The sequence below is a fragment of the Tautonia rosea genome, from assembly GCF_012958305.1.
Classification (GTDB): Bacteria; Planctomycetota; Planctomycetia; order Isosphaerales; family Isosphaeraceae; genus Tautonia; species Tautonia rosea.
On record NZ_JABBYO010000013.1, the window covers coordinates 170,356 to 193,566 of the forward strand.

At 66.6% G+C, this 23,211-nt stretch carries 17 protein-coding genes; 7 read left to right on the forward strand and 10 right to left on the reverse strand.

Annotated elements, in window-relative coordinates; genetic code table 11:
• Positions 1-63 precede the first annotated feature (63 nt).
• Together HG800_RS20890 and HG800_RS20895 are read right to left on the reverse strand one after the other, a co-directional pair.
• A complete protein-coding gene (locus HG800_RS20890; RefSeq protein WP_169979152.1) occupies positions 64-1,446 on the reverse strand; it encodes a DUF1501 domain-containing protein in 1,383 nt (460 codons plus the stop codon).
• A 59-nt stretch (positions 1,447-1,505) separates the two neighbouring features.
• Positions 1,506-3,950: a PSD1 and planctomycete cytochrome C domain-containing protein gene (locus HG800_RS20895; protein WP_235963842.1), complete on the reverse strand. Its 2,445-nt coding sequence runs from the start codon at positions 3,948-3,950 to the stop codon at positions 1,506-1,508.
• A gap of 500 nt (positions 3,951-4,450) precedes the next feature.
• On the opposite strand from HG800_RS20895, the gene HG800_RS20900 reads away from it, so the two are divergent.
• A complete protein-coding gene (locus tag HG800_RS20900) occupies positions 4,451-5,422 on the forward strand; it encodes a hypothetical protein (protein WP_169979107.1) in 972 nt (323 codons plus the stop codon).
• A gap of 241 nt (positions 5,423-5,663) precedes the next feature.
• On the opposite strand, the gene HG800_RS20905 is transcribed toward HG800_RS20900, so the two are convergent.
• The 3 genes from HG800_RS20905 to HG800_RS20915 all read right to left on the reverse strand — a co-directional run bounded on the left by HG800_RS20905 (position 5,664) and on the right by HG800_RS20915 (position 10,875).
• The gene (locus HG800_RS20905) at positions 5,664-7,025 is read right to left on the reverse strand and encodes a TolB family protein (protein WP_169979109.1); all 1,362 of its coding nucleotides are present in this window, start codon (positions 7,023-7,025) and stop codon (positions 5,664-5,666) included.
• A gap of 379 nt (positions 7,026-7,404) precedes the next feature.
• Positions 7,405-10,119, reverse strand: coding sequence for a protein kinase domain-containing protein (locus HG800_RS20910; protein WP_169979111.1), 2,715 nt, complete (start codon positions 10,117-10,119; stop codon positions 7,405-7,407).
• Positions 10,120-10,290: 171 nt separating this feature from the next.
• The gene (locus HG800_RS20915; protein ID WP_169979113.1) at positions 10,291-10,875 is read right to left on the reverse strand and encodes an ECF-type sigma factor; all 585 of its coding nucleotides are present in this window, start codon (positions 10,873-10,875) and stop codon (positions 10,291-10,293) included.
• Positions 10,876-11,027: 152 nt separating this feature from the next.
• Here HG800_RS20915 and HG800_RS20920 point away from each other — a divergent pair, with 152 nt between their 5' ends.
• The gene (locus HG800_RS20920) at positions 11,028-11,216 is read left to right on the forward strand and encodes a helix-turn-helix domain-containing protein (protein ID WP_169979116.1); all 189 of its coding nucleotides are present in this window, start codon (positions 11,028-11,030) and stop codon (positions 11,214-11,216) included.
• Between the two features lie 2 nt (positions 11,217-11,218).
• Here HG800_RS20920 and HG800_RS20925 read toward each other — a convergent pair whose 3' ends face one another.
• Complete coding sequence (locus HG800_RS20925) at positions 11,219-12,622, reverse strand: DUF1501 domain-containing protein (RefSeq protein WP_169979119.1); 1,404 nt, start codon at positions 12,620-12,622, stop codon at positions 11,219-11,221.
• 635 nt (positions 12,623-13,257) lie between these two features.
• Between HG800_RS20925 and HG800_RS20930 the strand changes: the two genes are divergently transcribed.
• The 3 genes from HG800_RS20930 to HG800_RS20940 all read left to right on the forward strand — a co-directional run bounded on the left by HG800_RS20930 (position 13,258) and on the right by HG800_RS20940 (position 17,443).
• Positions 13,258-15,339 carry an alpha/beta hydrolase family protein gene (locus tag HG800_RS20930; RefSeq protein ID WP_169979121.1) on the forward strand — a complete coding sequence of 694 codons (2,082 nt, stop codon included), beginning with the start codon at positions 13,258-13,260 and terminating at the stop codon, positions 15,337-15,339.
• 351 nt (positions 15,340-15,690) lie between these two features.
• Positions 15,691-16,791, forward strand: coding sequence for a serine/threonine-protein kinase (locus HG800_RS20935; RefSeq protein ID WP_169979123.1), 1,101 nt, complete (start codon positions 15,691-15,693; stop codon positions 16,789-16,791).
• 142 nt (positions 16,792-16,933) lie between these two features.
• The gene (locus HG800_RS20940) at positions 16,934-17,443 is read left to right on the forward strand and encodes a hypothetical protein (RefSeq protein ID WP_169979125.1); all 510 of its coding nucleotides are present in this window, start codon (positions 16,934-16,936) and stop codon (positions 17,441-17,443) included.
• Between the two features lie 40 nt (positions 17,444-17,483).
• Here the strand turns inward: HG800_RS20940 and HG800_RS20945 are convergent, their stop codons facing one another.
• The 4 genes from HG800_RS20945 to HG800_RS20960 all read right to left on the reverse strand — a co-directional run bounded on the left by HG800_RS20945 (position 17,484) and on the right by HG800_RS20960 (position 21,923).
• A complete protein-coding gene (locus HG800_RS20945; protein ID WP_169979127.1) occupies positions 17,484-18,848 on the reverse strand; it encodes an MFS transporter in 1,365 nt (454 codons plus the stop codon).
• A gap of 91 nt (positions 18,849-18,939) precedes the next feature.
• The gene (locus HG800_RS20950; protein WP_169979128.1) at positions 18,940-19,671 is read right to left on the reverse strand and encodes a PIG-L deacetylase family protein; all 732 of its coding nucleotides are present in this window, start codon (positions 19,669-19,671) and stop codon (positions 18,940-18,942) included.
• The gene (locus HG800_RS20955; RefSeq protein WP_169979129.1) at positions 19,668-20,549 is read right to left on the reverse strand and encodes a glucosamine-6-phosphate isomerase; all 882 of its coding nucleotides are present in this window, start codon (positions 20,547-20,549) and stop codon (positions 19,668-19,670) included. The genes HG800_RS20950 and HG800_RS20955 overlap by 4 nt, the downstream gene beginning before the upstream one ends.
• Positions 20,550-20,690: 141 nt before the next feature.
• Entirely contained in the window at positions 20,691-21,923 is a 1,233-nt protein-coding gene (locus HG800_RS20960) for a hypothetical protein (RefSeq protein WP_169979130.1), read from the reverse strand.
• Between the two features lie 448 nt (positions 21,924-22,371).
• Between HG800_RS20960 and HG800_RS20965 the strand changes: the two genes are divergently transcribed.
• On the forward strand, positions 22,372-22,563 hold the full coding sequence (locus HG800_RS20965; protein WP_169979131.1) for a hypothetical protein: 192 nt from the start codon (positions 22,372-22,374) through the stop codon (positions 22,561-22,563).
• Positions 22,564-22,873: 310 nt separating this feature from the next.
• Positions 22,874-23,211, forward strand: a 338-nt coding sequence (locus HG800_RS20970; protein WP_169979132.1) for a hypothetical protein, incomplete at its 3' end; no start/stop codon positions are given.

Consider the following 23,211-nt stretch of genomic DNA (forward strand, 5'->3'; position numbering starts at 1 on the left):
ATCGCAATGTGATGGACGAGCGAGAATTCGTTCGTTCTCTTTGAATAAGAGTGCATTCACTTTTTAGAGAATCTCCGTCACCACCCTCCCCGCCACGTCGGTCAGGCGGAAGTCTCGGCCGGCGTAGCGGTAGGTCAGGGCCTCGTGGTTGAGGCCGAGCAGGTGCAGTAACGTCGCGTGCAGGTCGTGGATGTGGACCTTGTCCTCGACGGCGTAATAGCCGTACTCGTCGGTCGCGCCGTGTCGGTAGCCGGATTTGACGCCACCGCCGGCGAGCCACATCGTGAACCCTTCCGGGTTGTGGTCGCGACCGTTCTTCCCCTGGGCGGTCGGGGTTCGGCCGAACTCTCCTCCCCAGAGGACGAGCGTGTCGTCGAGCAGCCCTCGGGCCTTCAAATCGGTCAAGAGGCCGGCGATCGGCCGATCGACTTCCCGGGCGTTCTTCTCGTGGCCGGCCTTCAGATCGCTGTGCTGGTCCCACTGCACGTTCGTGTCGCTGTGCGTCACCTGCACGAACCGCACCCCGCGCTCCGTGAGCCGACGGGCCAGCAGGCACTGGCGGCCGAAATCGGCCGTCACCGGGTCGTCGAGCCCATAGAGGCGATGCGTCGCGGGAGACTCGCCCGCGATCTCCTGCACTTCAGGCATCTCCGTTTGCATTCGGAAGGCCAGCTCGAACGAATCGAGCCGGGCTTCGAGCGCCTGGTCGGGGCCGGAGACGTCGAGGTGATCGCCGTTCAGCTCTGCCAGCAGGTCAAGCTGCGCACGCTGCACATCGGTGGTGAGCCGTTCGTTTTTGATGTAGCGGACCTGGGCCTGATCCGACGGCACGCTCGCATTGCCAAGCGGCGTCCCTTGATAGGCGGCCGGCAAAAAGGCCGATCCCCAGTTGCGAACACCGCCGTGGGCCAGGGTCGGGCAGATGGTGACAAACCCTGGCAGATTCTGGTTCTCGGTTCCCAGACCATACGTGATCCACGACCCCATACTCGGCCGGACGAACGTGTCGCTGCCCGTGTGCAGCATCAAGAGCGCCCCGCCATGTGCCGCGTTTGTGCCGTGCAAGGAGTGGATCAAACAGAGGTCATCCACATGCTGGGCCACGTTCGGGAACAGCTCGCTGACGGCGATCCCACTCTCGCCGAAGCGCCGGAACTTCCAGGGAGAGGCGAGTAAGGCCCCCGTCTCGGCGAACTGCACCCGGGGCTTGGCGAACGGCAGAGGCTTGCCGTCATCGCGCTGAAGCCTCGGCTTCGGATCGAAGGTGTCGAGGTGCGACGGCCCCCCCTTCATGAACAGGAAGATGATCCGCTTCGCCTTCGGCGCGAAATGCGGGACCTTCGGCGCGAGTGGATTCGAGGACAATCCCCCTTCACCCTGCGAATGCTCGGCCAGCAAGGCGGCCAGGGCGACCGAGCCGAACCCGCTCGCAGTGTTGCGAAGCATCTGGCGACGGTTCCACAGGAGGGGCCACAATCGATCCACGGCTCGAACTCCTTCCTATCTCATCGAATGTACATGAATTCGTTCGCTGCCAGGATTACCTGGCACAGTGCCGTCCACGATTCCCGCCGCAGCGCATCCTCATTCATCGTGCTCCCATCCGATTCCCAGGCCTCAGCCAATCGATCGATCGCGGCAAGTGCCCTCGCCGTTTCCTCGTCCGAAGGGGGCCGAGCGTAGGCCCGTTCGTAGAGCAAGGTAATCCGCTCCGCATCGCTCCGATCGGTTTGCCCAAGAAGATCCGTCGCCAGGTCCGAGGCCGCCTGAAGCACCAAATCACTGTTCATCAGGAAGAGTGCCTGTGGCGCCACGGTCGTGCTCTGCCGATCGCCGACCGCCACGCTGGCATCCGACGCATCAAAAAGCTGGAAAACGTCGTACAGGTGGTTCCGTACGATCGGCAAGTAGAGCGATCGGCGGTTGCTGTCGTAGTTCGTCAGGTCCTTCGAGGTGTGATTGAAGAAATACCCCCGATTTTCGACCGTCAGGAGTGAGCCGCCGACCTCTCGATCGAGCCGGCCGCCTAGCGCTAGCAAGGCGTCCCGGATCGCTTCGGCCTCCAGACGACGGATCGGCATCCGCCAGAGGAAGCGATTCTCGGGGTCGATGGCCGTGGCCATCGGGTTCGGATCGCTGCTCATCTGATAGGTTTGCGATCCCATGATCCTCCGGTGCATCGCCTTGATCGACCAGCCATCCTCGACAAACCGATGAGCGAGCCAGTCGAGCAGGGGACCATGCGTCGGCTCGTCGCCCAGCACGCCGAAGTTGTCGGTCGAGGCGACGATCCCGTTGCCGAAGTGCCAACGCCAGATCCGGTTGACCATCACCCGGGCGGTCAGCGGGTGCTCCTCGTCCGCAATCCAGCGCGCCAGTTCCAGCCGTCCGCTGCTCGACTCGTTGAACTCCGGTGTTTCGAAGCGGGTCAGGGCCGTCGGCACGCGCCTCGGGACGACCTCGCCGAGCGTCAGATGACTCCCTCGGATGTGGATAGCCAGATCGGTCACGGCCTCCCCTTCGGTCACCCCCATGGCCGTCGGGAGTTCGGGAGCAGCCTCCTTGATTGCCTTCAAGGCCTCCTGGAGCCCCTTCAACTCCTCCTTCGTCTCGTCCGGATACAGGGACTCCGGTTTCTCGGGAAGCTCGAAGCCCTCGCCCCCCTCGGCGATGAGCCGGGCGTTGGCCGTCTCGGTGGCTTCGCGAATCGCCTTCTCGGCCTCGGCAACCTTCTGGTCGTGCTCGGCCTTGCGGACCAGATCTTCGGGCGTCGGAATCTCGTGCTCGTGCCACTGGGCGACGGTCTTGAATGAGTCCATCGTCCGGGTGCTCTTGAAGATTCCGGCCAGGGCGTAGTAGTCGGCCGTCGAGATCGGGTCGAACTTGTGGTCGTGGCACCGGGCGCAGCCGATCGTCAGGCCGAGAAAGGTCCGGCCGAGCGTATCGAGCTGCTCGTCGATGATGTCCATCTCCATCTTCTGCTGATCCGGCTCGGCCAACACCTTCGGCCCGAGCGACAGGAAGCCGGTGGCGATCACCTGCCGGTGGGCTTCCTCGGGATCGTCCGACTTCGGCAGCAGATCGCCCGCCAGTTGCTCGACGACGAAGCGGTCGTACGGCCGATCCTCGTTGAACGCCTCGACCACGTAATCGCGATACCGCCAGGCGTTCCCGTGCGCCACGTTCTCGTCCGAGCCGTTCGAGTCGGCATAGCGGGCCACATCCAGCCAGTGCCGTCCCCATCGCTCGCCATACGCCGGCGACGCCAGCAGCCGCTCGACCACCCGCTCAAACGCCTCGGGTGACTCGTCAGCCAAAAAGGCCGCCACCTCCTCCGGCGTGGGCGGCAATCCCGTGAGGTCGAACGTCGCCCGACGGATCAAGGTCCGCCGATCGGCCGGAGGGGCAGGGGAGAGCCCCCGGGCCTCCAGCTCGCTCAGAATGAACCGATCCAGATCCGACTTCGGCCACGATGCGTCCGAGACCCCCGGCACTTCCGGATCGCTCATCGGCTGAAACGACCAGAGGTCCACCTCCTCCGGATCCTCCCACGCCTTCGCCTTCGATGCCTCGCTCGGCCTCGCGCCGTCGCCCACTCTCGGGTCCGGCGCTCCCATCTCAACCCACTCTACCAACCGTGCAATCTCTTGATCCGACAGCTTCCCCTCGGGCGGCATCTTCAGGAGCACGTCCTCGTACCGCACCGCCTCAATCAGGAGACTGTTCTCCGGATCTCCCGGCACAACCGACGGCCCCAGGTCGCCGCCCACCTCCCACCCGAGCTTGCTGTCGAGCACCAGCCCCCCTCGAATCCTCGGGGCCTCCTCGGAGTGGCACGCATAGCAATGCTCCACCAGCACCGGGCGCACGTGCGTCTCGAAGAACGCGATCCCCTCCTGCGAGGCCTGCGGCTCGTCCGCTCCGGCGACCCCAATCGGAACAAGCGCCATCAGCACCGCGATCATCCCAAGGACCCTGATCCCTCGGAATCGTCGGCAACTGCACTCGAACCTCGGCCGCTGGTCGTCCCGATTCCCGATCATGTCGGCAGCGTCCTCCGCGATCGCGTTGCCCCCCGCGTCTTCCCTGCCCTGCTTGGGGAATCGACACTCAGGGGCCCTTCGGATTGTCCAACATGCGTTGGATATCGAATGCCCCATTGTACCCGAAACCCGAGCCTCGTGAGCCCCTTTTCCAGTGGCAGCTCACAACTTCCGCCGAGTACAAATGCACGGCGAGCCGTAAACCGGCCGTCGCTGCCCGGGCCGTGGGCCGCGACTCCCTGCGAATCTGCCCGGTCCCCGGCGAAGGCCACACGACACGACAACAATTGCCCGGTGGCCAGAGGCCCGAAACAATAAGACCGGAGACGACGATGGCGGTGGCGTAGCCCCGCGTTGTTTCGACTGCTTCAGCTCACCTCGCCGCTCACCGCGACCCTGGAGACGTCATGGACTACGGAATCGACCGGAGGGATTTCGGAAGACGGACGACCGTGATCATCGGTGGCCTGTTGACGGGCATCCCGGCCGTCGGTGCGACGACTCCCCGCCGGGACCGCGACGGCTCGGACACCCGGCTGCTACAGCTTGGCCTCAACGCCCTGGCCCGGGCCCCCCGGTTCGATTACTTCGCCGACGGCCATCGAGGCGCCAGCATGGTGGCTGCCCACCTGATGTGCACGGACAACGACCTGGACGAGCGGGCGACGGCCCGGATCATCGAGCTATTCGACCACAACTGGGCCAAGACCCCGCTGTGCGAGCCCTTCCCGGATGCCGAGCCCCGTCCGGAGCGGATCGACGAGATTGGGGCCGCCCTGGCCGAGGGAGGAGGAGTGCTCCGGCAGGTCGGCCACGACGCGATCTTCGCCATGCTGGCGATCAAGGCCTTCCGCATGCACCCCGAGGCGGCCACGCCCGGGCGGATCGACGGGGTCTGTCGCCTCATCCGCTCCTTTACCCCCTGGCGTGATGTGGACCCGGACCCCGACGTCGATCCGCCCTCGTTTGCGGACGAGGTGGCTGCCTCAAGGTTCATCCTCCGTGAGGCCCTGGCGGCGATCGATCGGTTCGAGGGGTACGGCCAGGGGTTCGCCGGTCACATGCTGACCTTCGGCCAGGCGTTGGTGGAGCTGGCGGCGATGGGGGAGGTCGAATGGGCCGAGAGCTGCCGGACCGCCTTCCGCAAGTACGTGACCGTGACCCGCCAAGGTCCCGATGCCGATGCGAGGCGGATCCCGGACCACCGGCCGAGCGCGCTGCGGCCCACCGACACCGCCTACTGGGAGAAGCGCGGTGAGCGCACCCTGGGCATCGGGCACGTATTCAAATACCCCTACAGCTGTTACGACCTGCTGCGGCGGGCCGAGGACCCGGAACTGGCCCGCGCCTGGGATGCGAAGGCGTATCACCTGTTCTGAAGCCGGTCGAACGACCACGGGGCAACCGAACAGGGTGCTTCCTGCCCCTCAGGAACGTCCCCGATCAACCCGCGTGGCCCGACGGACGAGGCGATCATGACGCGCAACGCGTGCGATGACCATGGGCAGGGCGGAGGATCAGGCTGACGATCCCCCCTGCTCACGGCTATCGCATCGCGGCCGTGCCGAGGCGACGTCGCGGGGCCAGCGCTTGGGGGGGGACCCCGCCAGCGCTGCGGCGTCAGGGCCGACGGGGCGAACGAAGGTGTTTGATCCCGGCGACTCCCCGAGGTTCCGATTCCTGCGAGATACGCCAGGCGAACCAGAGAAACGACGGGTCTCGGGAGATCGGCCCGCGCGGGATCGCGACGATATTGCTTGGCAAGGTGGTCCGTGTTGGGAAACCGCCATGATGCCGCGATGCGACCGCCATGTTCCTACTGGAGGTTGAAGCTGAGGTCGATGCTGCCACCGCGAATTCGCCAGCGGTCGCGGCGTCGAACGGCCTCCAGTGAGGGTCCTGATACCGTGTCCTGCTCGGGGCCAGGAGTTCGGCGCTCTTACCGGTAGTCAGGTCCACGCGGCGGAGGACGTAGTCGGAAGGAAAGAGTCTCGCTGCGTAAAGCAGGTGCTGTCCTTCGGGCGAGTAGGAGAGGTCAGTCGTCTCATGAATGAGCTCCTGGCCCTGCAAGCGCTGGGGCTCGGAGCCGGGTGGCGGATTCACCGGGTCGAAGTCGCTCCCAACCGTGTAAGCGACTCCTCCCGGCAGGAACGCGATTCTGCTGCCATCCGGGGTCCAGGTCACATCCAGGATCGGATCGGTCGCAAACTCCTCCCCTGTGTCCGGGTTGAGCACTCCAGGGCCAATCACCGTGCGCCGCGTGGTGGGATCGGGAATGAGCGGCACCGGGTCGAGCACCGGGGTCGGATCGCCTGTCACGGGGTCAGGCTTGCTCTCGAAAGGCATCAGTCGCACTGTCTCAATGTGATAAAACACCCGTGGGTAGATCTGAGTATCAGCGATCCGTGTCGTCCACTCGTAGGCGATCTCCTGGCCGTCCGGACTCCAGACTGGATGTGTCAAGGACGATCGGTCGTCCCCTTCGGCGACCGGGATCGAGAAGGAAAACTCCACGGACGGGCCAATCTCGACGAACGGATCGGCCGAGTCTCCATTCCAGACCACGGTCATCGCGCCGATCCCGGAATTCTCCCTGTCGCCTTGGACCTGGTACGCGATCTTCCCTTGATAGCCGTTGGAGGGATCGCCATCGAGGTCGGGCGACCAGCTCGGAGCGTAGGAGAACACGCCATCCAGCGCCGTGAGGGGGACGACGTTAGGGTCGGTCCCGAATCGAGAAGTCACACGCGTCGAGACCTCGTCAACGCCGTCGCCGTCGAGGTCCGCGATGTCGACATCGATCAGGAGGATCTGGTAGTCGGTGGCATTCAATGTGTTCGAGGAGACGACCACCGCCACGGCGCCCTGGTAGCCGTTGGAGGGATCACCATCGAGGTCGGGCGACCAGACCGGGTCATCGAAGTCGAGGTTTTCGTCGGCCCCGGACCAGATGACGGTCTGATTCGACCAGTCCTCGTTCATGACGACGAGGTTGTCGATGAAATCCGCATTCGGCTTTGCTTGGGATGCTTCGACGAAGACGATGGCCGGGTCGGCCGAGGTGGGAGGTGGGGGGGCGGGGGTGGGTCGCCACCACCAGGCTTGCCGCCGCCCTTGCTGAGCAGGAGGCGGGACTCCAGGGAGTCGAACCTGGGTCGTCGGGAAACGCGACGCGAGTTGGTCAAGCGAATCATGGGAGGCTCCTTAGAAAGGCATCTGCGCGAATCACGGCGCACGGACTCTCAAGTATCTTATTGTGAAATTAGAAAGAGAAATGGTGTGATCAACTGCTTGGTATCTTAACATTCCGAATCCAGCCGGGAGGCGTGGCCGTCCGCTGAGCACCGCGACGCAGAACCGGTCAGGTGGGAAGGGGGTCGACCGGCAGAATGCCGCGAGGCTCCGGAACTTCGGGATCGAGGCCCAAAATCAGCGCAGCCTCGCGATAGATCCACCAGAATCCGGCATCACGTGACTCGTGCTCGAGGCACCATTGGGTCGCACGCTCGAACCACTCGGTTGCGGCCTCACGATCGCCGCGATGTGCCAGGACCAACGCCATGGCCGCGAACTCGAACGCATCGCCTCCGTTGTGCTGCCTCAGCGCCTCGCGCAGCTCGTGTTCTGCCGTGGATGAGTCTCCAAGCCGGAAGTGGATTACCGCGAGACGGGCCCGATGGTGCTCGCGCGTGTCCCCAATCTGGACGGCTTCCCTGGCGGCGCGGAGGCCAAGCGAAAAGTCACCGTTGGCCGGGGCGTCGACCATGGTGGCCAACCAGTAGGCGAGCTTGCTGAGCTGAACCGCTCGGCGCTCCCGCTGATGGAGGTCCAGGCTGATCGGGGTCTCCAGACCCTCACGAAGCCAGCGCTCGCAGAATGCCCGGATCACCGGGCCGTCGCCCATCTCCTCGAGAGTCTCGACGTAGAGCCCCATCGACGAGCTGACCATGATATGCTCGAATCCGTAGTAGGCTCGTCTGCCCTCGGCCGCCTCGAGATAGAGCTCCGCCGCCTTCTGTAACTGCCCATCGCCCCGGTAGACATGCGCCAGTTCGTGGATGCCCTTGAGCGTTGCCGGGTGGCCCGGGCCGAGCTGGAGCCGATTGCTTCGAACGACGGCACCGAGCAAGTTTGCGGCCTCCCCAAAGGCACCCAGTCGACAGCGGGCCTGTCCGAGCAGGGTCATCGTCCAGAGTGTCTCCGGATGGCCTGCCCCTTGCACCTTCTGTTGGATGCCAAGGTTGTGTTGGAGTAAGTCGCTGGCCTCCTGCAGGTTCCCCGCACGAATGAGCGCATCACCGAGGTCCGCATGCGCAGCGAGGGTTGCAGGATGCGCTGCGCCGAACACGCGCCGGTGAGACTCGGCCGAACGGCGTGCCAATCGGATCGCCTCCTGCTTCCTGGCCATGTTGTGGAATCCACTCGGATTGACCACAGGCACGAGTGCCGAGAGGGTCTCAAGGGTTTCCGGGTGTTCCGGACCGAGGAGACGCTCGCGGATCTCCAGCGCACGGCGCAGGTTCCGTTCGGCATCGGCATAGCGGCCCAAGGCGAAGTCCGCCTGGCCCAGGGCCGTGCGCATGGACGCCTCGAGCCTCGGCTGATTGGCGAACTGAGTCGCCAGAGCGTTCTCGGCAGAGTCGATCAGATCGCTGACCCGCACGGCCTTGCCCGCCGCTTCGGCGGGGGCCGCAGAGCCAAGCACGTCCTTGACCAGGAACTCCGTGACGAGGCGTGTCTCGCCGGCGCGACGCTCGGCGGCTTGCTCGGCCTTCACCGCTCGAACCGCCTGCCGGAGGCTCACCAGGGTCCCGGCGATAAGGGTCAACGCCAGGAGCAAACCGGTCATCAGCCCCGCGCGATAGCGGCGAGCGAACTTGGAGAACCGGTACCAGGCGGTGGGCGGCCCGGCCTCCACGGGCTGGTCGGTCAGGTACCGCATCAGATCAGCCGCAAGACCAGTGGCGGTTTCGTAGCGGCGTTTGCGATCCTTCTCCAGGCACCTCATGACGATCCAGTCGAGCTCGCCGCGGAGGGCGCGGTCCAGCCGGCGCGGGTCGGTCTGACGCCGGGCGGACACGCTGGCCAGACGCTGCCCGAGGGTGTTGAGGCGCGTGCTGGGTTTCGGCGGCTCGACCTCGTGGAGCATGCGCCGCATCTCGTCGTAAGCGGCACGCGCCAACGTATCGGGATCGAAGGGAGTCGTCCCGCTCAGAAGCTCGTAGAGTAAGACGCCCAGGGAGTAGATGTCACTCCGGGTATCCACATCCACGCCCGCGAGATCCACCTGCTCTGGACTCATATAAAGGGGTGTGCCAATAATCTGGTGAACGCCCGTGAACAGCGTCCTGTCCGTGAGGCTCTGGCCGGTGGCCTTGGCCACGCCGAAGTCGATGATCTTGGGCACCGGCACGCCGTCGATGACCGTCACGAGCACGTTCGACGGCTTCAAGTCGCGGTGGATGACCCCCTTCTGATGGGCGTGCTGCACCGCTCGGCACACCAGCACAAAGATCTCCAGCCGCCCGGCGATGGAGAGCTGCTGCTGATCGCAGTACTGGGTGATGGGCTGGCCGCGGACCAACTCCATGACGAAGTAAGGCCGACCGGCGGGCGTCATGCCGCCGTCGTGGACCTTGGCGATGTTCGGGTGGTCCATCAGGGCCAGGGCCTGGCGCTCAGCCTCGAAGCGGGCGACGACCTGCTTCGTGTCCATGCCCGGCTTGATCACCTTCAGGGCCACGCGTCGGCGAATCGGCTCGGATTGCTCGGCGACGTAGACGACGCCCATGCCCCCCTCGCCGATCGGCTCCAGCAGCCGATACGGGCCGAGGGATCCCCCCGGGCACTCGATCGGCGTCGGCGGAACCGCGTCGATCATCGGCGTCATGGCCGGCGATTCCAGGAAGTCCCCGGCCTGTTCGTGGGCCCGCAGCAGTTCCTCGACACGACCGCGCAGCTCGGGATCGCCCGCACAGACCCGATCGAGATAGCCGGCGCGCTCCGAGGCCGATGCCAGGTCGAGGGCCTCGGCGAAGATCGCCATCGGGCGGGGCGGGGCGGTTGGTCTGAGCATGGGACACCTTCCTTTCCAGCGGTCTCCAAAGGCATAGGCACCGTCCCGGCTCGCGATGCGACACCCCGGCCCCAACTTTTTCCGCGCAGGATGGGGAGCCCCTCCTCCATCCAGGAGCCCGGAGACGGCGCCGCGCTGCGATCCAGGGGATCCCCCACCCACCGGATCCCTTCAGGCTCCCGTCCCGTGCCCCTCCCCTGCGTCGGCCTCCAGGGCGTGGAGCAGCCAGGCCCGAGCGTAGGCCCAGTAGCGGTCGGCGGTCCGCCGGCTGATGCCGAGGGCCTCGGCGACCTCCTCCTGGCTCAGGCCGGCGAAGAAGCGGAGCTTGACCACACGCGCGCACTCCGGCTCCTCGTCCGCGAGCCGGGCCAGCGCCTCGTCGAGGGCGAGCAGGTCGAGGTCGTCGGTCTCGGCCTCGATGTCCACCCGGTCGAGGTCGACCCGACGCAGCCCCCCGCCCCGCTTCAGGCGGCCCTTGGCGCGCGCCTGGTTGATGAGGATCAGGCGCATCGCCTCGGCCGCGGCGGTGAAGAAGTGAGTACGCCCTTGCCACTGTCGCCCGCGGTCGCTCCCGACGAGGCCGAGATAGGCCTCGTGGACCAGCGCCGTCGCCTGGAGTGTTTGCCCCGGTTTCTCCCGGGCCAGGCGACGCGCGGCGAGCGTGCGCAGCTCCTCGTAGACCAGCGGCAGGAGCCGCTCGGCCGCCTGGGGATCACCATCCTCGATCGCACAGAGAATGCGCGTCACGTCGTTCATGGGGAAGTGCCCCAGAGGCGTTCGACTCCAGCCGCGGTGTCACCTCGCGACGGCGAAGGGATTCGTTCCTACCGACCGGCGGCCGGTCCAGAGAGCGGAAGGGGGCGTTCCTCACCTCGAATGCTCCGCCCTCCGCCGCACTGCCGAGGGCCTTGAAATCAGCCCGCCAGGCGAGGGGCCTGAGCCTGGCCGACGTCGCCCAGAGGAGCGGCATCGACCGGGCCGCGCTGAGCCGCCTGGAGAACGAGCACAACGTCAATCCGAAGCTGGAAACCCTTGGTCGCTATGCAGGCGCCCTTGACCTGGAAGTTACGATCACGATCGACGACCCGGCCCGGTAACCTCAAATCAGCTCCCGGATCGGCTCCCGATCGTCGACCAACGCAATCGGCCGGCCTCCCCGGTCGTGGAGGAAGGTTTCCGAGGCATGGATGCCGAGGGCGTGGTAAAGCGTGGCGAAGACCTCTCGGAAGTGGACGGGACGTTCGACCGGGCGTTCGCCGAAGCGGTCGGTGCGGCCGATGACCTGGCCGGTCCTCAGGCCTCCGCCGGCGATCAGGCAGTTGCCGACGTGAGGCCAGTGGTCGCGGCCGGCGTCCTTGTTGATCCGAGGGGTCCGGCCGAACTCGCCCCAGACGACGATCGAGACGTCATCCAGCTTCCCAAGGGCCTCCAGGTCCTCGACCAGAGCGGTGATCCCCTGGTCGAGCATCGGCAAGGCGACCTTCGCCTTCTTGAAGTTATCGAAATGCCAGTCCCAGTTGAAGCCGCCTCGGCTCTCTCGCTCCAGGGGCCAGGGACTGAACGCCAGGGTCACGCAACGGACCCCGGCCTCAATCAGCCGACGGGCCACGATCAGATTTTCGAGCAGCTTCGGCCCACCGTGTTCCGGTTCCCCTCCCGACGGGGCGCCATAGCGGGCCAGCGTGCGAGGATCTTCTCGGGACAGATCGAGCGCCTCGGCCACCGTGCTGGAGGTCAGCAGGTCGAACGCCTGGGAGGTATAGGCGTCGAACGAGGTCACGGCTCGGGTCTGGTCGAGGCCCCTTCGGAAGCGATCGAGGCTCCCGAGCAAGGCCCGGCGATCGGCCAGGCGGTTCAGGTCCACGCCCGAGAGATTGATCTCGTCGTTCCCCTTCTTGAACGGCTCGAACCCTGCGTGACGGGCGCCGAGGTAGCCCCCTTGATTGAGCGAGGCCCGGGTCGTCGATTCCGTGTTCGGCGGCGCGAGGCTGAGAAACGGGGGCACGGCCGGATCGCTCGGCCCTCGGATCGCCGACAGCACGGCGCCAATCGACGGCCACCCCCCCTCGGGATAGCCGGGGATCTCCGGCGAGTCCCCCTGTTGGGGGTGGCTCTCCCAGCCGGTCAGGCACTGGTGCAGGTTGTGGTCGTCTCGTCCGCCGACGAGCGTCCGAATCACAGCGAAGCGGTCCATCGAGGCCGCGAGCCTCGGCATCAGCTCGCTGATCCAGATGCCCGGCACGCTCGTCTCGATCGGCGAGAACTCTCCTCGGATCTCGGCAGGGGCCTCCGGTTTCAGGTCGAACATGTCGAGGTGCGGCGGCCCGCCCGGCAGGACGATCATGATGATCGCCTTCTCCGACGACCCTTTGCCCGACGCCTGCTCGGCCCGGAGGATCTGCGGCAGCGAGAGGCCCCCGAAGGCCAGGCTCCCCAGCTTCAAAAAGCCCCGCCGTGACACACCGTCGCAATATCGCCCGCCCGGTCCACTGATTGAGAGCATCGCCGTCTCCGTTCAGGATCACACACACATTAGGTTGCGTGTTGATGTGAACAGTGTTTTCTGAGCGTCAAGCCCAGGCCGACGGCCTACGCGGTGGCCTGCCGAGGATCGACGTCAAGGAGGCTTCCAACACGGAGGGACCAGGCCGGTGCCTCGGGTCGTGGTTGCACGAATCGAGGGCGTCGGCGGGAGGGGTGCAAGGCCCAATAGTGCTCTCACCGTTGTACCGATCATGGGGCGCCGGGACAACTCCAAGGGGGGGGACTCCAGGAGATTCTGGCAACGGGGAGAGGCTCTCTCACTGAGCCGCAGAGAAGGCAGATGAGCAAGAGGAAAGAGGGCAGAGGTCTGGCTCTCGGCCGCACTCTCGTACTCTGCGCCTTTTGCGGCTCTGCGCGCGATCTCCTCCCCGTCTCCTTCCCGCCGCTTCTCTCAACGGAATCCGATCGCGCACCCGCTCGAAGCCCGGAATGCGTGGCGACTGACGATGCCGTCCTGCCGGCTCCTGACCCGCCCGGGCCGGCCCTGTGTCCTCGCGTGCTCCGCTCCGCTATGGTGTCGAGGGGTGTGTCCCTCGGGTCAGTGGGCCTTCCGGCGGCCGACGGCCCGATTCCCTTGTGTGATGGAGATGATCGATGAGCCGAACCTTCCGACCAATCTGCCGGGCGAGCTTTGCCTGGGTCCTGCTCCTCGCGACGATCCCGCCGATCGCCCGAGGGGCTGTTGAGGATGCCCCTGCAACGTTTACCCCCGAGCTGATCGCCCAGCTTCAGGTGGTCACACAGGTCGCCGCCTCGCCCGATGGGGAGGCCATCGCCTACGTGCTGGCCGTCCCTCGGAACCTGAAGAGCGAGAAGGATGGCCCAGCCTGGACCGAGTTGCACCTGGTCGATGACGACGGCCGAAGCCGTCCGTACGTCTCCGGCGAGGTGAACGTCTCGCAGGTCTCGTGGACGCCTGACGGCACCGGCATCGCCTTCCTGGCCAAACGCGGGAGCGACGAGTCTCCGAGCCTCTACGTCATCCCCGTCGACGGCGGCGAGGCCCGCCGCGTCCTCGCGCACAAGGAGGCCATCGCCTCCTATTCCTGGAGCCCCGACGGTAAGAAGGTCGCCTTCCTGGCCAGCGAATCGGTTCCCGACGATCAGAAAAAACTCCGCGACCAGGGGTTCAATCAACGCGTGTTCGAGGAAGAATGGCGAGCCGTCCGCGTCCTGATCGCCACCATCGGGGACGACGAGGCCGACGAACCGAAGGCCCTGGAGCTGGACGGCTCGGCCTCCGAACTATCCTGGAGCCCCGACGGCGCGCACCTGGCCGTCGCCCTCGCGCCGACCCCCGGCGTCGACGACGGCTTCATGAAGCGCAAGGTCCACGTCGTCGACGCCGAGTCGGGCGAGGTCGTCCGGGCCCTCGACAATCCCGGCAAGCTCGGCCCGGTCCGGTGGAGCCCCGAGGGGACCCGGCTCGCCTTGATCTCGGCCGCCGACCTGAACGATCCGTCCCCCGGCCGCGTCCTCGTCGCCTCGATCGACGACGGCAACCTGACCGAGCTGGCCCCGGGACACGAAGGGCAGTTTGAAGACCTGACCTGGCTCAACGAGACGACCCTCCTCGCCCTCAGCTCCGAGGGAGTGCAGACGACCCTCCGAGAACTCTCGGTCGACGACCCCTCCCGGAGCGAGGTCGTGGTCCAGGGTCCGGTGATCTTCAACGCGATCCACCGCCCGAGCGGCTCCGAGACCATCGCCCTGATCGGCGAGACCCCCCGGCATCCGGCCGAAGTCTACCGCATGGTCCAATCCGGCTCGGAGCCCGAGCGAGTCACCCAGCACAACACCGTGCTCGATGATCTCCGATTCGCTGATCAAGAGGTCATCACGTTCAAGGCCCGCGATGGTCTGGAACTGCAAGGGATCTTGATCCACCCGCTCGACCGCGAGGAAGGGGCCCGGTCCCCGATGATCCTTTACGTCCACGGTGGCCCTGAGGCGCACGACCGCAACGGCTGGCTGACCAGCTACGCCCAGCCCGGCCAGCTCGCCGCAGGCCGAGGCTTCGCCGTCTTTTACCCGAACTACCGGGGCAGCACCGGCCGCGGCGTCGCCTTCTCGAAGCTCGGCCAGAATGACGCCGCCGGCAAGGAGTTCGACGACCTCGTCGACGCCATCGACCACTTCGACAAGACCGGCCTGATCGACCCGAAGAAGGTCGGCATCACCGGCGGATCGTACGGCGGCTATGCCTCGGCCTGGGGAGCGACCTACTATTCCGACCGCTTCGCCGCGGCCGTGATGTTCGTCGGCATCTCCGACAAGATCGCCAAGTCGGGCACCACGGATATCCCTGAAGAGGAATATCTTGTTCATGCCCGCAAGCGCCCCTGGGAGGACTGGCAGTTCTTCCTGGAGCGGAGCCCGATCCACCACGTCACCAAGGCCCAGACCCCGATCCTCATCCTCCACGGCGAGGAGGACCCCCGCGTTCACCCGGCGCAGTCGCTCGAGCTGTACCGCTACCTGAAGCTCGTCGATCAGGCCCCCGTGCGCTTGATCCTCTACCCGGGCGAGGGGCACGGCAACCGCCGGGCCGCCTCGCGCTATGACTACAACCTGCGGATGATCCGCTGGATGGAGCATTACCTCCAGGGAGAAGGGGGCGACCCTCCCCCCTTGCAGCTCGAGTATGAGGTCCTCAAGGACGATTCGGCGTCGTGAGACCCCCTCGGGAAGAACGTCGAGAGGCCATCGCCCCCCGATGGATCGTGGGGCGATGGCCTCCGGCGACGGGGTTTTGTCGCGTTCGGACATCGGAATGCGAGGGTTCTCGACCGCTCTCGGTCCAGGAGGGGAATCAATCAGGAGATCCGGCAACAATCGGCCGCTCGCTGGCCGGATCGTGACATATCCTGCTCTCAGCGGGAGAGCGGAGCGGCCGCGAATGACGCTCGCCACCGTCACCACGCTTGAGATTCGGACGACCGTTCGCCCTCGGGGGAAAGGGCCGCCCAGGCGTTGGCCTGGCCCTCGTGAGACCAACGGGAGTCGACGCGCGGATGAGTGACTGTGATGCAAGCCCCACCGTGTGACCTGATTGCGATTCCCATTGAGGGCCTGGATCGATGGTCCTGGAGTCGACCTTCGCCGATTGTCTCGGCCAGCCTCGCAACCGCGATCCTGGACTCGGCAACGATTGAAATGGTCCCGGGGCCGTTCGTCCGAGTGCCGGATTCGGATCCGATCGTGGCTCATCGAGAGGCCGCAGACTTCGAGATCCGAGGCCAGCGCATCGGCCCTTACGTGCTCCTTGAGCCTCTGGGGGCAGGGTCTCAGGCGGTTGTCTGGCGTGCCGTGACCGATCAGCCGGAGAACGGAGTGGTGGCGCTGAAGATCCTGACCGGCGTTCGAGGGCTCGACCCCCGCCGCCTCGCCCGATTCCGTCGCGAAGCCGAGCGTGGTCGTCGGCTCGCCGGATTGGCCACCTTGCCCGTCGTCGACTTCGGCACCGCCGACGGCGTGGCCTACATGGCCATGCCGGTCGTCGAGGGGGACCCCCTCAGTGAAGTCATCGCCAGACGCCGAGGCGAATGGGAGCCGATGCTCCGCAGGCCGCACTGGCTCGACCCGTTGCCCGAGACCAGTTACCTCCGATCGATCCTTGGGATCATGGAACAGATCGCCCGAGCCCTGGCAAGGGCTCATGCGGCCTCGGTCGCCCACCGAGACATCAAACCGGCGAATATTCTCGTCGATCGTGACCGATCCAGCGGCGGAGCCTACCTGGCTGACTTCGGCCTGGGGCGAGAGCTGGACATCGCCACCCCCGAGCAGCTGCAGGATGGCGCGGGGACCCCCCTGTACATGGCTCCCGAGAAGCTTCGCGGAGGCCCCCGAGACGAACGGCTTTGCGATATCTATGCGCTTGGCGTCACTCTGTTCGAGGCCGTGACACTGACCCGCCCGTTCCAGGTGCCGAATTGCTGCCCGCTGCCGGCTCTGGCCGCTTGCCTGATGGCGCAGCGTCCCCTGCGGCCTCGGAGCGTCTGTCCGGGCCTCCCCCGACCTCTGGAGGCGATGATCGAGCGCGCCATGGCGGTCCATCCCTCGGATCGCCATCCCACGGCCGAGGCGCTGGCCGACGATCTCCATCAGTTCCTGATGGCCGGTTGAGCCTCGATTGCGATCAACGCAATTGCCCTGGTCCGGGATCCCGGTACGATGACGGTCGATCGCTCGTTGGTCTCCGAAATGGTGAAGGGGACCCGGGCGAGGAGGTGCCTCACCTCCCGATCGTCCCACGGAGTTCGCGCTGATGGATTCGTTCCTGCCGATGGATGTTCTCGCTCGATGGATTCATGTGGGGACGGCGATTGTGGTCTTGGGTGGGAGCGTCTTCCTCCGAGTCGTGCTCATGCCCGCGGCCTCAGCCTCGCTGACCGAGGCCGATCACGACGCCTTGAGGCAGCGCTTGATGGCCACCTGGCGTCGAGTGGTGACGTGGGGCATTGCCCTGTTCCTGCTCAGCGGCTTCTACAACTACCTCGCGGTGGCCCTTCCCCGGCATCGGGGCGACGGGCTCTATCATGGGCTCATGGGGATCAAGATCCTCCTGGCCTTCGTCGTCTTCTTCCTCGCCTCGGCCCTCGTCGGCCGGTCTGAGGCCCTCGCGGGCATCCGACGCAAGGCTCGGCAGTGGTTGGCGATCACGATCCTGCTCGGGTTCGTCATCGTCGGCATCTCCGGGTTCCTCAAGGTCGCTCGGCCCGGCGCGATCGCCGAGGAACCCGCCGCTGCAAGCGAGGTCGCCCCGCCAGAGGGCTGACCTGGGCCGCGATCGCGACGGTCGATCGTTCAACCGGGGATCAGGCTATGGCTGAGTCTTCCTCGGGAAGTTCGGTCCCCTTGGTTTCCGGGGCGACGGTCAGCAGGGCGATGCCGACGAGGAAGACCAGGCTGACAACCGCGACGGCGGGTCGCACGCCGATCGCCGCTCCCAGGCCTCCCCGGACGAGGAGCATCACCGCCCCCAGGATCCGGCCGACGTTGAAGCAGAAGCTCGACCCGGTGGCTCGCAGGTGGGTCGGAAAGAGCTCGGGGAAGTAGATCGCATAGCCGGCATGCATCCCCACGACAAAGGCGGCCATCAGGGCTAACAGGACGACGGTGGTGAGCAAGGTCGAGGCCGTGAGGAAGGTCAAGGGGACCAGGATCAACGCCCCGAGGTGATAGAGCAGGAAGGTCTTCCGGCGGCCGAGTGTCGAGGCCAGGGGGGCAAACGCGAGCAGGCCGGCGGCGCTGCCGGTCAGGGTGATCAGGGAGTAGACCTGGCTGGCGCGGACCTGCTTTTCGGCGTCGGAGAGGGAGTCGCCCAGCACGTCCTTGACCAGTTCGGGAGCGAAGGCGAAGACTCCCCAGTAGGTCCCGAGTCCGACGGCCGCCAGGCCCATCCCGATCAACGCCCGAGGCCGCCATCGCCGATCGCCGAGCAACTGGCCGAGCGATCCGGCCGATCGCTTCGGAGTGCTCGGAACGGGATCACCGGCAGGCGACGGGTCGGCTCCGGGCGATTGGGTGGCCTGCCGCCAGCGCTCGGGCTCTCGTAGGCTCATCCGGATCCAGAGCACCAGGAGGGCCGGGAGCAATCCGATCAAAAAGGCCCAGCGCCACTGGTCCGGCTCCGAGAAGATCCAGCCGGTCGCCGAGGCCAGGACCAGACCCAGAACGCTCGAGGCGTGGAACGCTCCCCCGGCCATCGCACGCCATCGGGTCGGAACCGATTCGGCCACCAAGGAGGCCGCCACAGCCCACTCACCCCCCACTCCGATCGCCACGAGGAACCTCAGGGCGTGCAGTTGCCAGACCTCGGTGACGAGGTAGGTCAGGGCCGAGAAGATCGAGTAGACGAGGATCGTCAGGCCCATCGTCCGGACCCGACCCACCCGATCGGCAAGCATGCCGAACCCGAGCCCCCCGGCGGCTCCTCCCACCAGGAAGAGAGCCAACGCCACGTTGCTGTGCCAGTCGATCCGGCCTCGGAGGCTCTCGGTCAGCTCGGCTCCCGGAGCGCCGCCGAGCAGCTCGCGGAGCATCGGCCCCTTGAAGACGGCGAAGAGCTGCCCCTCGTAGACGTCGAAGACCCAGCCGGCCGAGGCGATCGTGAAGACCAGCCAGGCCGACGTGCCGAGGCTTCGAGAGGATCGATCGGGATCAGGATCGGGTTGCGGCATCGTCGGGTCCAAGGGGCAAAGGAGGGAGGAGAGGTTCGAGGGACAATCGCCCACATGATCGGCCATCAATGGTCCCCTGTCGACCGACCAGTCAGGGCAGGAGCGGCCCGGCCCTCCGACGCCCCCAGAGCGGAGCAGGTCGGAACGCCTCGGCAAACGGCACGCCGACCTGGAATCCCCGGAACCTTGCCTGGACCTCAGCCAGGTCGGACAGGGCGTGGATGCCGCCGTCGTTTCGGGCGGTCTGGCTGGCGTGGCAGGCGAGCATCCGGCGCTTGAGATCGAAGTGCTCCGAGATGTCCACATAAAGCGACGGCTCAAACCCCGACCCGGCGATCGTGTCCATGAAGACGATGGCGGGGGGCCGATCGAGGCACGCTTGATCCCCGAGATGCCCTGGCGAGGCTGCGAACCAGGAGGCCGCCGAGGTCAGCTCGCCGACCCGAATATGGTCGATGTGGTAATCCTCCGGGGCGTGGGTCAGGATGAGGTCGGGCCGGGCCTTGCGGATGATCGCGACGAACCGATCGCGGGCCTCGGGCGTGTCGAAGACGCCGGCATCCTGGAAGTCGAGGAAGTCGATCGGGGCTCCCAGCAGGGCCGCGGCAGCCTCGGCCTCGGCCCTTCGGCGAGCGGCCAACTCCGGGTCGGAACCGGCCAGGCCGCCCCGGTCTCCCTGGCAGGCGACGGCCAGATGGACCGAGGCGCCGAGGTCGAGGAAGCGGGCGAGGGTGCCGGCGCAGAGGATCTCGATGTCGTCCGGATGGGCCCCGATCGCCAGGACTCGGCGGGGGAGGCCAGACAAGAGGGGATCGGTACTCATCGGAGTCGAACCTCCACCGGCTGGGCGACCTCATCGGTGATGACGATTTCGGTATCCTCGTGGAGTCTCAGCAGCGAGGCGGGGCAGCTTGCCGAGAGGGGACCGTGGACGGCCAGCCGGACGATCCCCTGCTGCCACGAGCGGTTGGCGAAGATGCGGACACGACGGGCCCCGAGGATCTCGTTCATGCCGAGGGTCACGGCTCGGGTTGGGATCAGGGCCAGGGCACAGCTCAGGTTGACCGCCATGTGAGCCCGAGAGGCAGGGGCCACGTCGAGCACCCGAGTGGGTCGGCTCGCGAAGTCATCGACGGATGCCTCCGGTTCCGGCTCGTTGAAGGCGAGGTGGCCATTGAGGCCGATCCCCCCGAAGCAGACATCGACCCCACCGGCCTCTCGGATGCGATCGGCGATCCGATCGGGAGCGATGGGGTCGGGGCAGACGCGCTGTTCGGGCTTCGGGGCCCGCTCAGGGGGCAGGGTCGCGAAGAACTCCCGATCCAGGAACCCCCGGAAACTCAAGGGGTGCTGCGGGTCGATCAAGGCCCCAGACTCATCCAGGAACTCGTCCATCTGGATGAGGGTGGTGCCGGAGAGGTCGAGCCCCTCGTCCTGGACGAGCCGGGCCAGATGGCGGTACTGCCCGACCGGCCCGACCGGGACGATCAGGCAGGTGGGCCGCCCTTGCCGGGTGTGTTCGACCACCTCGGCGGCCATGACTCGGGCCATCTCCACCATCAGGGCCTCAGCGTCTCCGGCGATGCGGACCCGGACGCGGGCCCCTCGGCCGAGGTCGTCCCGAGGAATGGTCATCACGTCCCAGATGTTCATGGCGAGGGCCTGGAGGGGTTCGCTGGTCGAGTCAAGACGAGCCCGCATTGAGGGGCTGAGCCGCGTCTTTTGAGTGTTCCGAACCCGTCGAGGATCTTCAAGGAGGAGCGTTCAGAACGGACTGTCCCCGGGATCGGCCCGCTTCGGGGGGGACGATCACGCGGTCGGATCGAGGAATCGGGTGGGAGGTCACGGTCGAGGGGACGAGTCCGAGGGGGGTCGAGGGCCTTCGGCGGACGACGTCGGGCCGTCGGGAAGGGGGGAGGACCTCGGAAATCGGGGCTCGGTGCGCACGTCGTCGGGAGAGGTGCGTTCTGATTCGTTGCGGCGTAAGTCGTTTGTGTAATACGGTTTGAGCGGATGTCTTAAGGGGTCGGAGGGTGACGGCGGCGGTTCGTTTCGGGAATCGGAGGGGCGAGGGTCGGCGGGGACGTCGGGTGCAGGAGGAGGGGGTGCGGGAGTGTTGGGAGCGGCTCGGTTGGGGAAGCCGGCGCCGGTGGAGGGGGTGCCAGGGAATCGCTTGCGAGAGACGTGGGGGTGGGCCTGGTGCCACTGACGGTCCTGGTCCTTGCTCCGTTCGACGCGGAGGCGCATGACCTGATTGATGCCCCGAATCATCTCGGAGAAAGCCTCGCGGTGGTAGCGCTGGCGAAGCTGGCCCGCCTTGCTGGTGTCGATCAGGGCGAGCTGGGCGACGGCGGCGGCCTGGTCGGCGTCGTGCTCGAGCCAGGACTGGTCGCGGAGGGTACCGAGGCGGTCGAGTTCGTCCTGAATCACGACCCGGAGTTCGGCTCGGGCGGCGACGGGGTCGGCCGGCCAGGCGTCGACGGGAGGGACGGCCTCGCGGCAGCAGAGGCGCACGAGGTGCCAGAAGCGCCGGAGGGCCGGGGCGGCGTCGGGGCCGGGGGCCTGCGGGTGGAAGCCGAGCAGCCGCATCGAAAGCGACTTGTCGTCCCGATCCCAGGCGATCCCCTGTTCCAGCTTCAGGTCGAGCCGGAGCCAGTGGCGCATGAGCCACTCGCAGCCGAAGGAGGAGGCTTCGAGGTCGGCCAGGGTGTTCGACGGGTCTCGGGAGAGGTCCTGAGCCTTGCGTCGGACGGCATGCTGCTGCGTCTTCTCCCATCGGGAGACGGCCTCGCGCGATGCCTCCGCCAGGGTCTGTTCCTCGACCTTTCGGCAGCGTTCGAGGCGGGCATAGGCCACGGCCGAGGCGCGGATGAGGGCCTCCTCGGCCTCGGTGTCGGCGCCGAGCTGGGCCGTCCAGCGATCGGCGAAGGCTTGCATGAGCGCGGCCTCGGTGTCACTCTCGGGCAAGGTGGCGGTCAGGCCGTGGATGCGGGCGTTCTGTCGGCTGCGGGGCGAGCCGGACGCGGTCCGGGGGCCGGAGGAGTGTGGTGGCGGCGGCGAAGCGGTGTCACTCATCGAAGGGCCTTTGCTCAAAGACGGTGGGGAAAATGGCCGGGCGTGCGACGCCATCGGCGCACGCCCCATCGTCATTACCATCGTGGAAACGGGCCGCGCCAGTCACAAAAAGCGGGCAAACGGTGGAATTGGATCGCTTCGAAGGGCATGGACGTGCCGGGACTCGCTGATGTCCAGCCCGCGTCCCAGGTCCGCACGCCGGCTGCCGGCCGGAGGACGGCGAGCGCCAGGCAGATCCGATGGACAGAATGGGCCTGTGTTCCCGTCCTCGCCGCGGCTTCGCTCGCGGAGGGCTCGCCACCGACTCCACCCGTCGAGATCGTGGACCCTGCCCGATCGGGTGCGCGTGATTGTCCGGGAGGGTGCCAGTTCAGGCCTGGACGCCTCGTTCCGGGCGGCCATGCTGCAGTGATCCGAAATCGCGAACGTCTACGCCGAGAGTCCGGAGATGAACCCATCCCTTTGGCCTGCCCTGCTGTCGCTGATGTTTTTCGGGACCTCCCTCGGCATCTTCCTCAAGCAACGCCGGGCCAGGAGCTGCCCGAGGCACCGGACGTCTGCGGGCCTGATCGCCCAGACATTGGCGGTCGCATGTCTCGTCGCGGGAATCATCCTGGCGGGGCTGGCGATGGGTGGTTAGGGGCGTGTCGATCCCGGGTGGGTGGCCGGGGCAGGGCGAGTCTGCGAGCGTACCCCGGTCGGCGCGGCGATTGCGGACCAGGGCACGAAGACTTTGCCCTGGCGACCCGCAGCGGTGGCTTGGGTCTTGCTGATCCAGCAGCTTCGGCTTCCCCGCCACTTTCCTGCCCTCATGCCGGGTATTCCCGGAATCCGCTTGCAATCGTGATCGCCAGCGATCAGGATGCGAGCAGCGTGGGATTATACGGTGGGTGTCGTGATGTTTCACGACATTTACGCCGTCGACAAACAAGGTTAGGCGGCGGAGAGCCATGCCGGCGTGCGATTCCGCCGAACTTGCGTTCGAGAACGCCCGGGTCCTCGACTTGGTCCAGGCGATGTTCGGCGCCATCTCGCCCAACATGCGGGCGATCTCATTGGAGTGCGTCGACGGCGGGGTCCTCCTTCGCTTCCTCCTCGCCGAGGAAAGCGAAGTCGATCGCGAGGAGATCGACGACATCCTCTTCGAGTTCGAGGCGCTGCAGGAGCGAGCCATCGAGATCAGGTCGTCCGTCGTGGTATCATCCAGGCCGGAGGCAAGGGTCGAACTGCCCGGCCGCTGGGTATTCGGCCGCAAGGAAGAATATCCGGTGCCTCCGGGCGGAGACGC

Excerpts from the sequence above, each read along its gene's own strand:
- HG800_RS20890 (WP_169979152.1), bottom strand. The coding sequence starts at position 1,446 with ATGCTTCGCAACACTGCGAGCGGGTTCGGCTCGGTCGCCCTGGCCGCC.
- HG800_RS20895 (WP_235963842.1), bottom strand. The coding sequence starts at position 3,950 with ATGGCGCTTGTTCCGATTGGGGTCGCCGGAGCGGACGAGCCGCAGGCC.
- HG800_RS20900 (WP_169979107.1), top strand. The coding sequence starts at position 4,451 with ATGGACTACGGAATCGACCGGAGGGATTTCGGAAGACGGACGACCGTG.
- HG800_RS20905 (WP_169979109.1), bottom strand. The coding sequence starts at position 7,025 with ATGAACGAGGACTGGTCGAATCAGACCGTCATCTGGTCCGGGGCCGAC.
- HG800_RS20910 (WP_169979111.1), bottom strand. The coding sequence starts at position 10,119 with ATGCTCAGACCAACCGCCCCGCCCCGCCCGATGGCGATCTTCGCCGAG.
- HG800_RS20915 (WP_169979113.1), bottom strand. The coding sequence starts at position 10,875 with ATGAACGACGTGACGCGCATTCTCTGTGCGATCGAGGATGGTGATCCC.
- HG800_RS20925 (WP_169979119.1), bottom strand. The coding sequence starts at position 12,622 with ATGCTCTCAATCAGTGGACCGGGCGGGCGATATTGCGACGGTGTGTCA.
- HG800_RS20930 (WP_169979121.1), top strand. The coding sequence starts at position 13,258 with ATGAGCCGAACCTTCCGACCAATCTGCCGGGCGAGCTTTGCCTGGGTC.
- HG800_RS20935 (WP_169979123.1), top strand. The coding sequence starts at position 15,691 with ATGCAAGCCCCACCGTGTGACCTGATTGCGATTCCCATTGAGGGCCTG.
- HG800_RS20940 (WP_169979125.1), top strand. The coding sequence starts at position 16,934 with ATGGATTCGTTCCTGCCGATGGATGTTCTCGCTCGATGGATTCATGTG.
- HG800_RS20945 (WP_169979127.1), bottom strand. The coding sequence starts at position 18,848 with ATGCCGCAACCCGATCCTGATCCCGATCGATCCTCTCGAAGCCTCGGC.
- HG800_RS20950 (WP_169979128.1), bottom strand. The coding sequence starts at position 19,671 with ATGAGTACCGATCCCCTCTTGTCTGGCCTCCCCCGCCGAGTCCTGGCG.
- HG800_RS20955 (WP_169979129.1), bottom strand. The coding sequence starts at position 20,549 with ATGCGGGCTCGTCTTGACTCGACCAGCGAACCCCTCCAGGCCCTCGCC.
- HG800_RS20960 (WP_169979130.1), bottom strand. The coding sequence starts at position 21,923 with ATGAGTGACACCGCTTCGCCGCCGCCACCACACTCCTCCGGCCCCCGG.
- HG800_RS20965 (WP_169979131.1), top strand. The coding sequence starts at position 22,372 with ATGAACCCATCCCTTTGGCCTGCCCTGCTGTCGCTGATGTTTTTCGGG.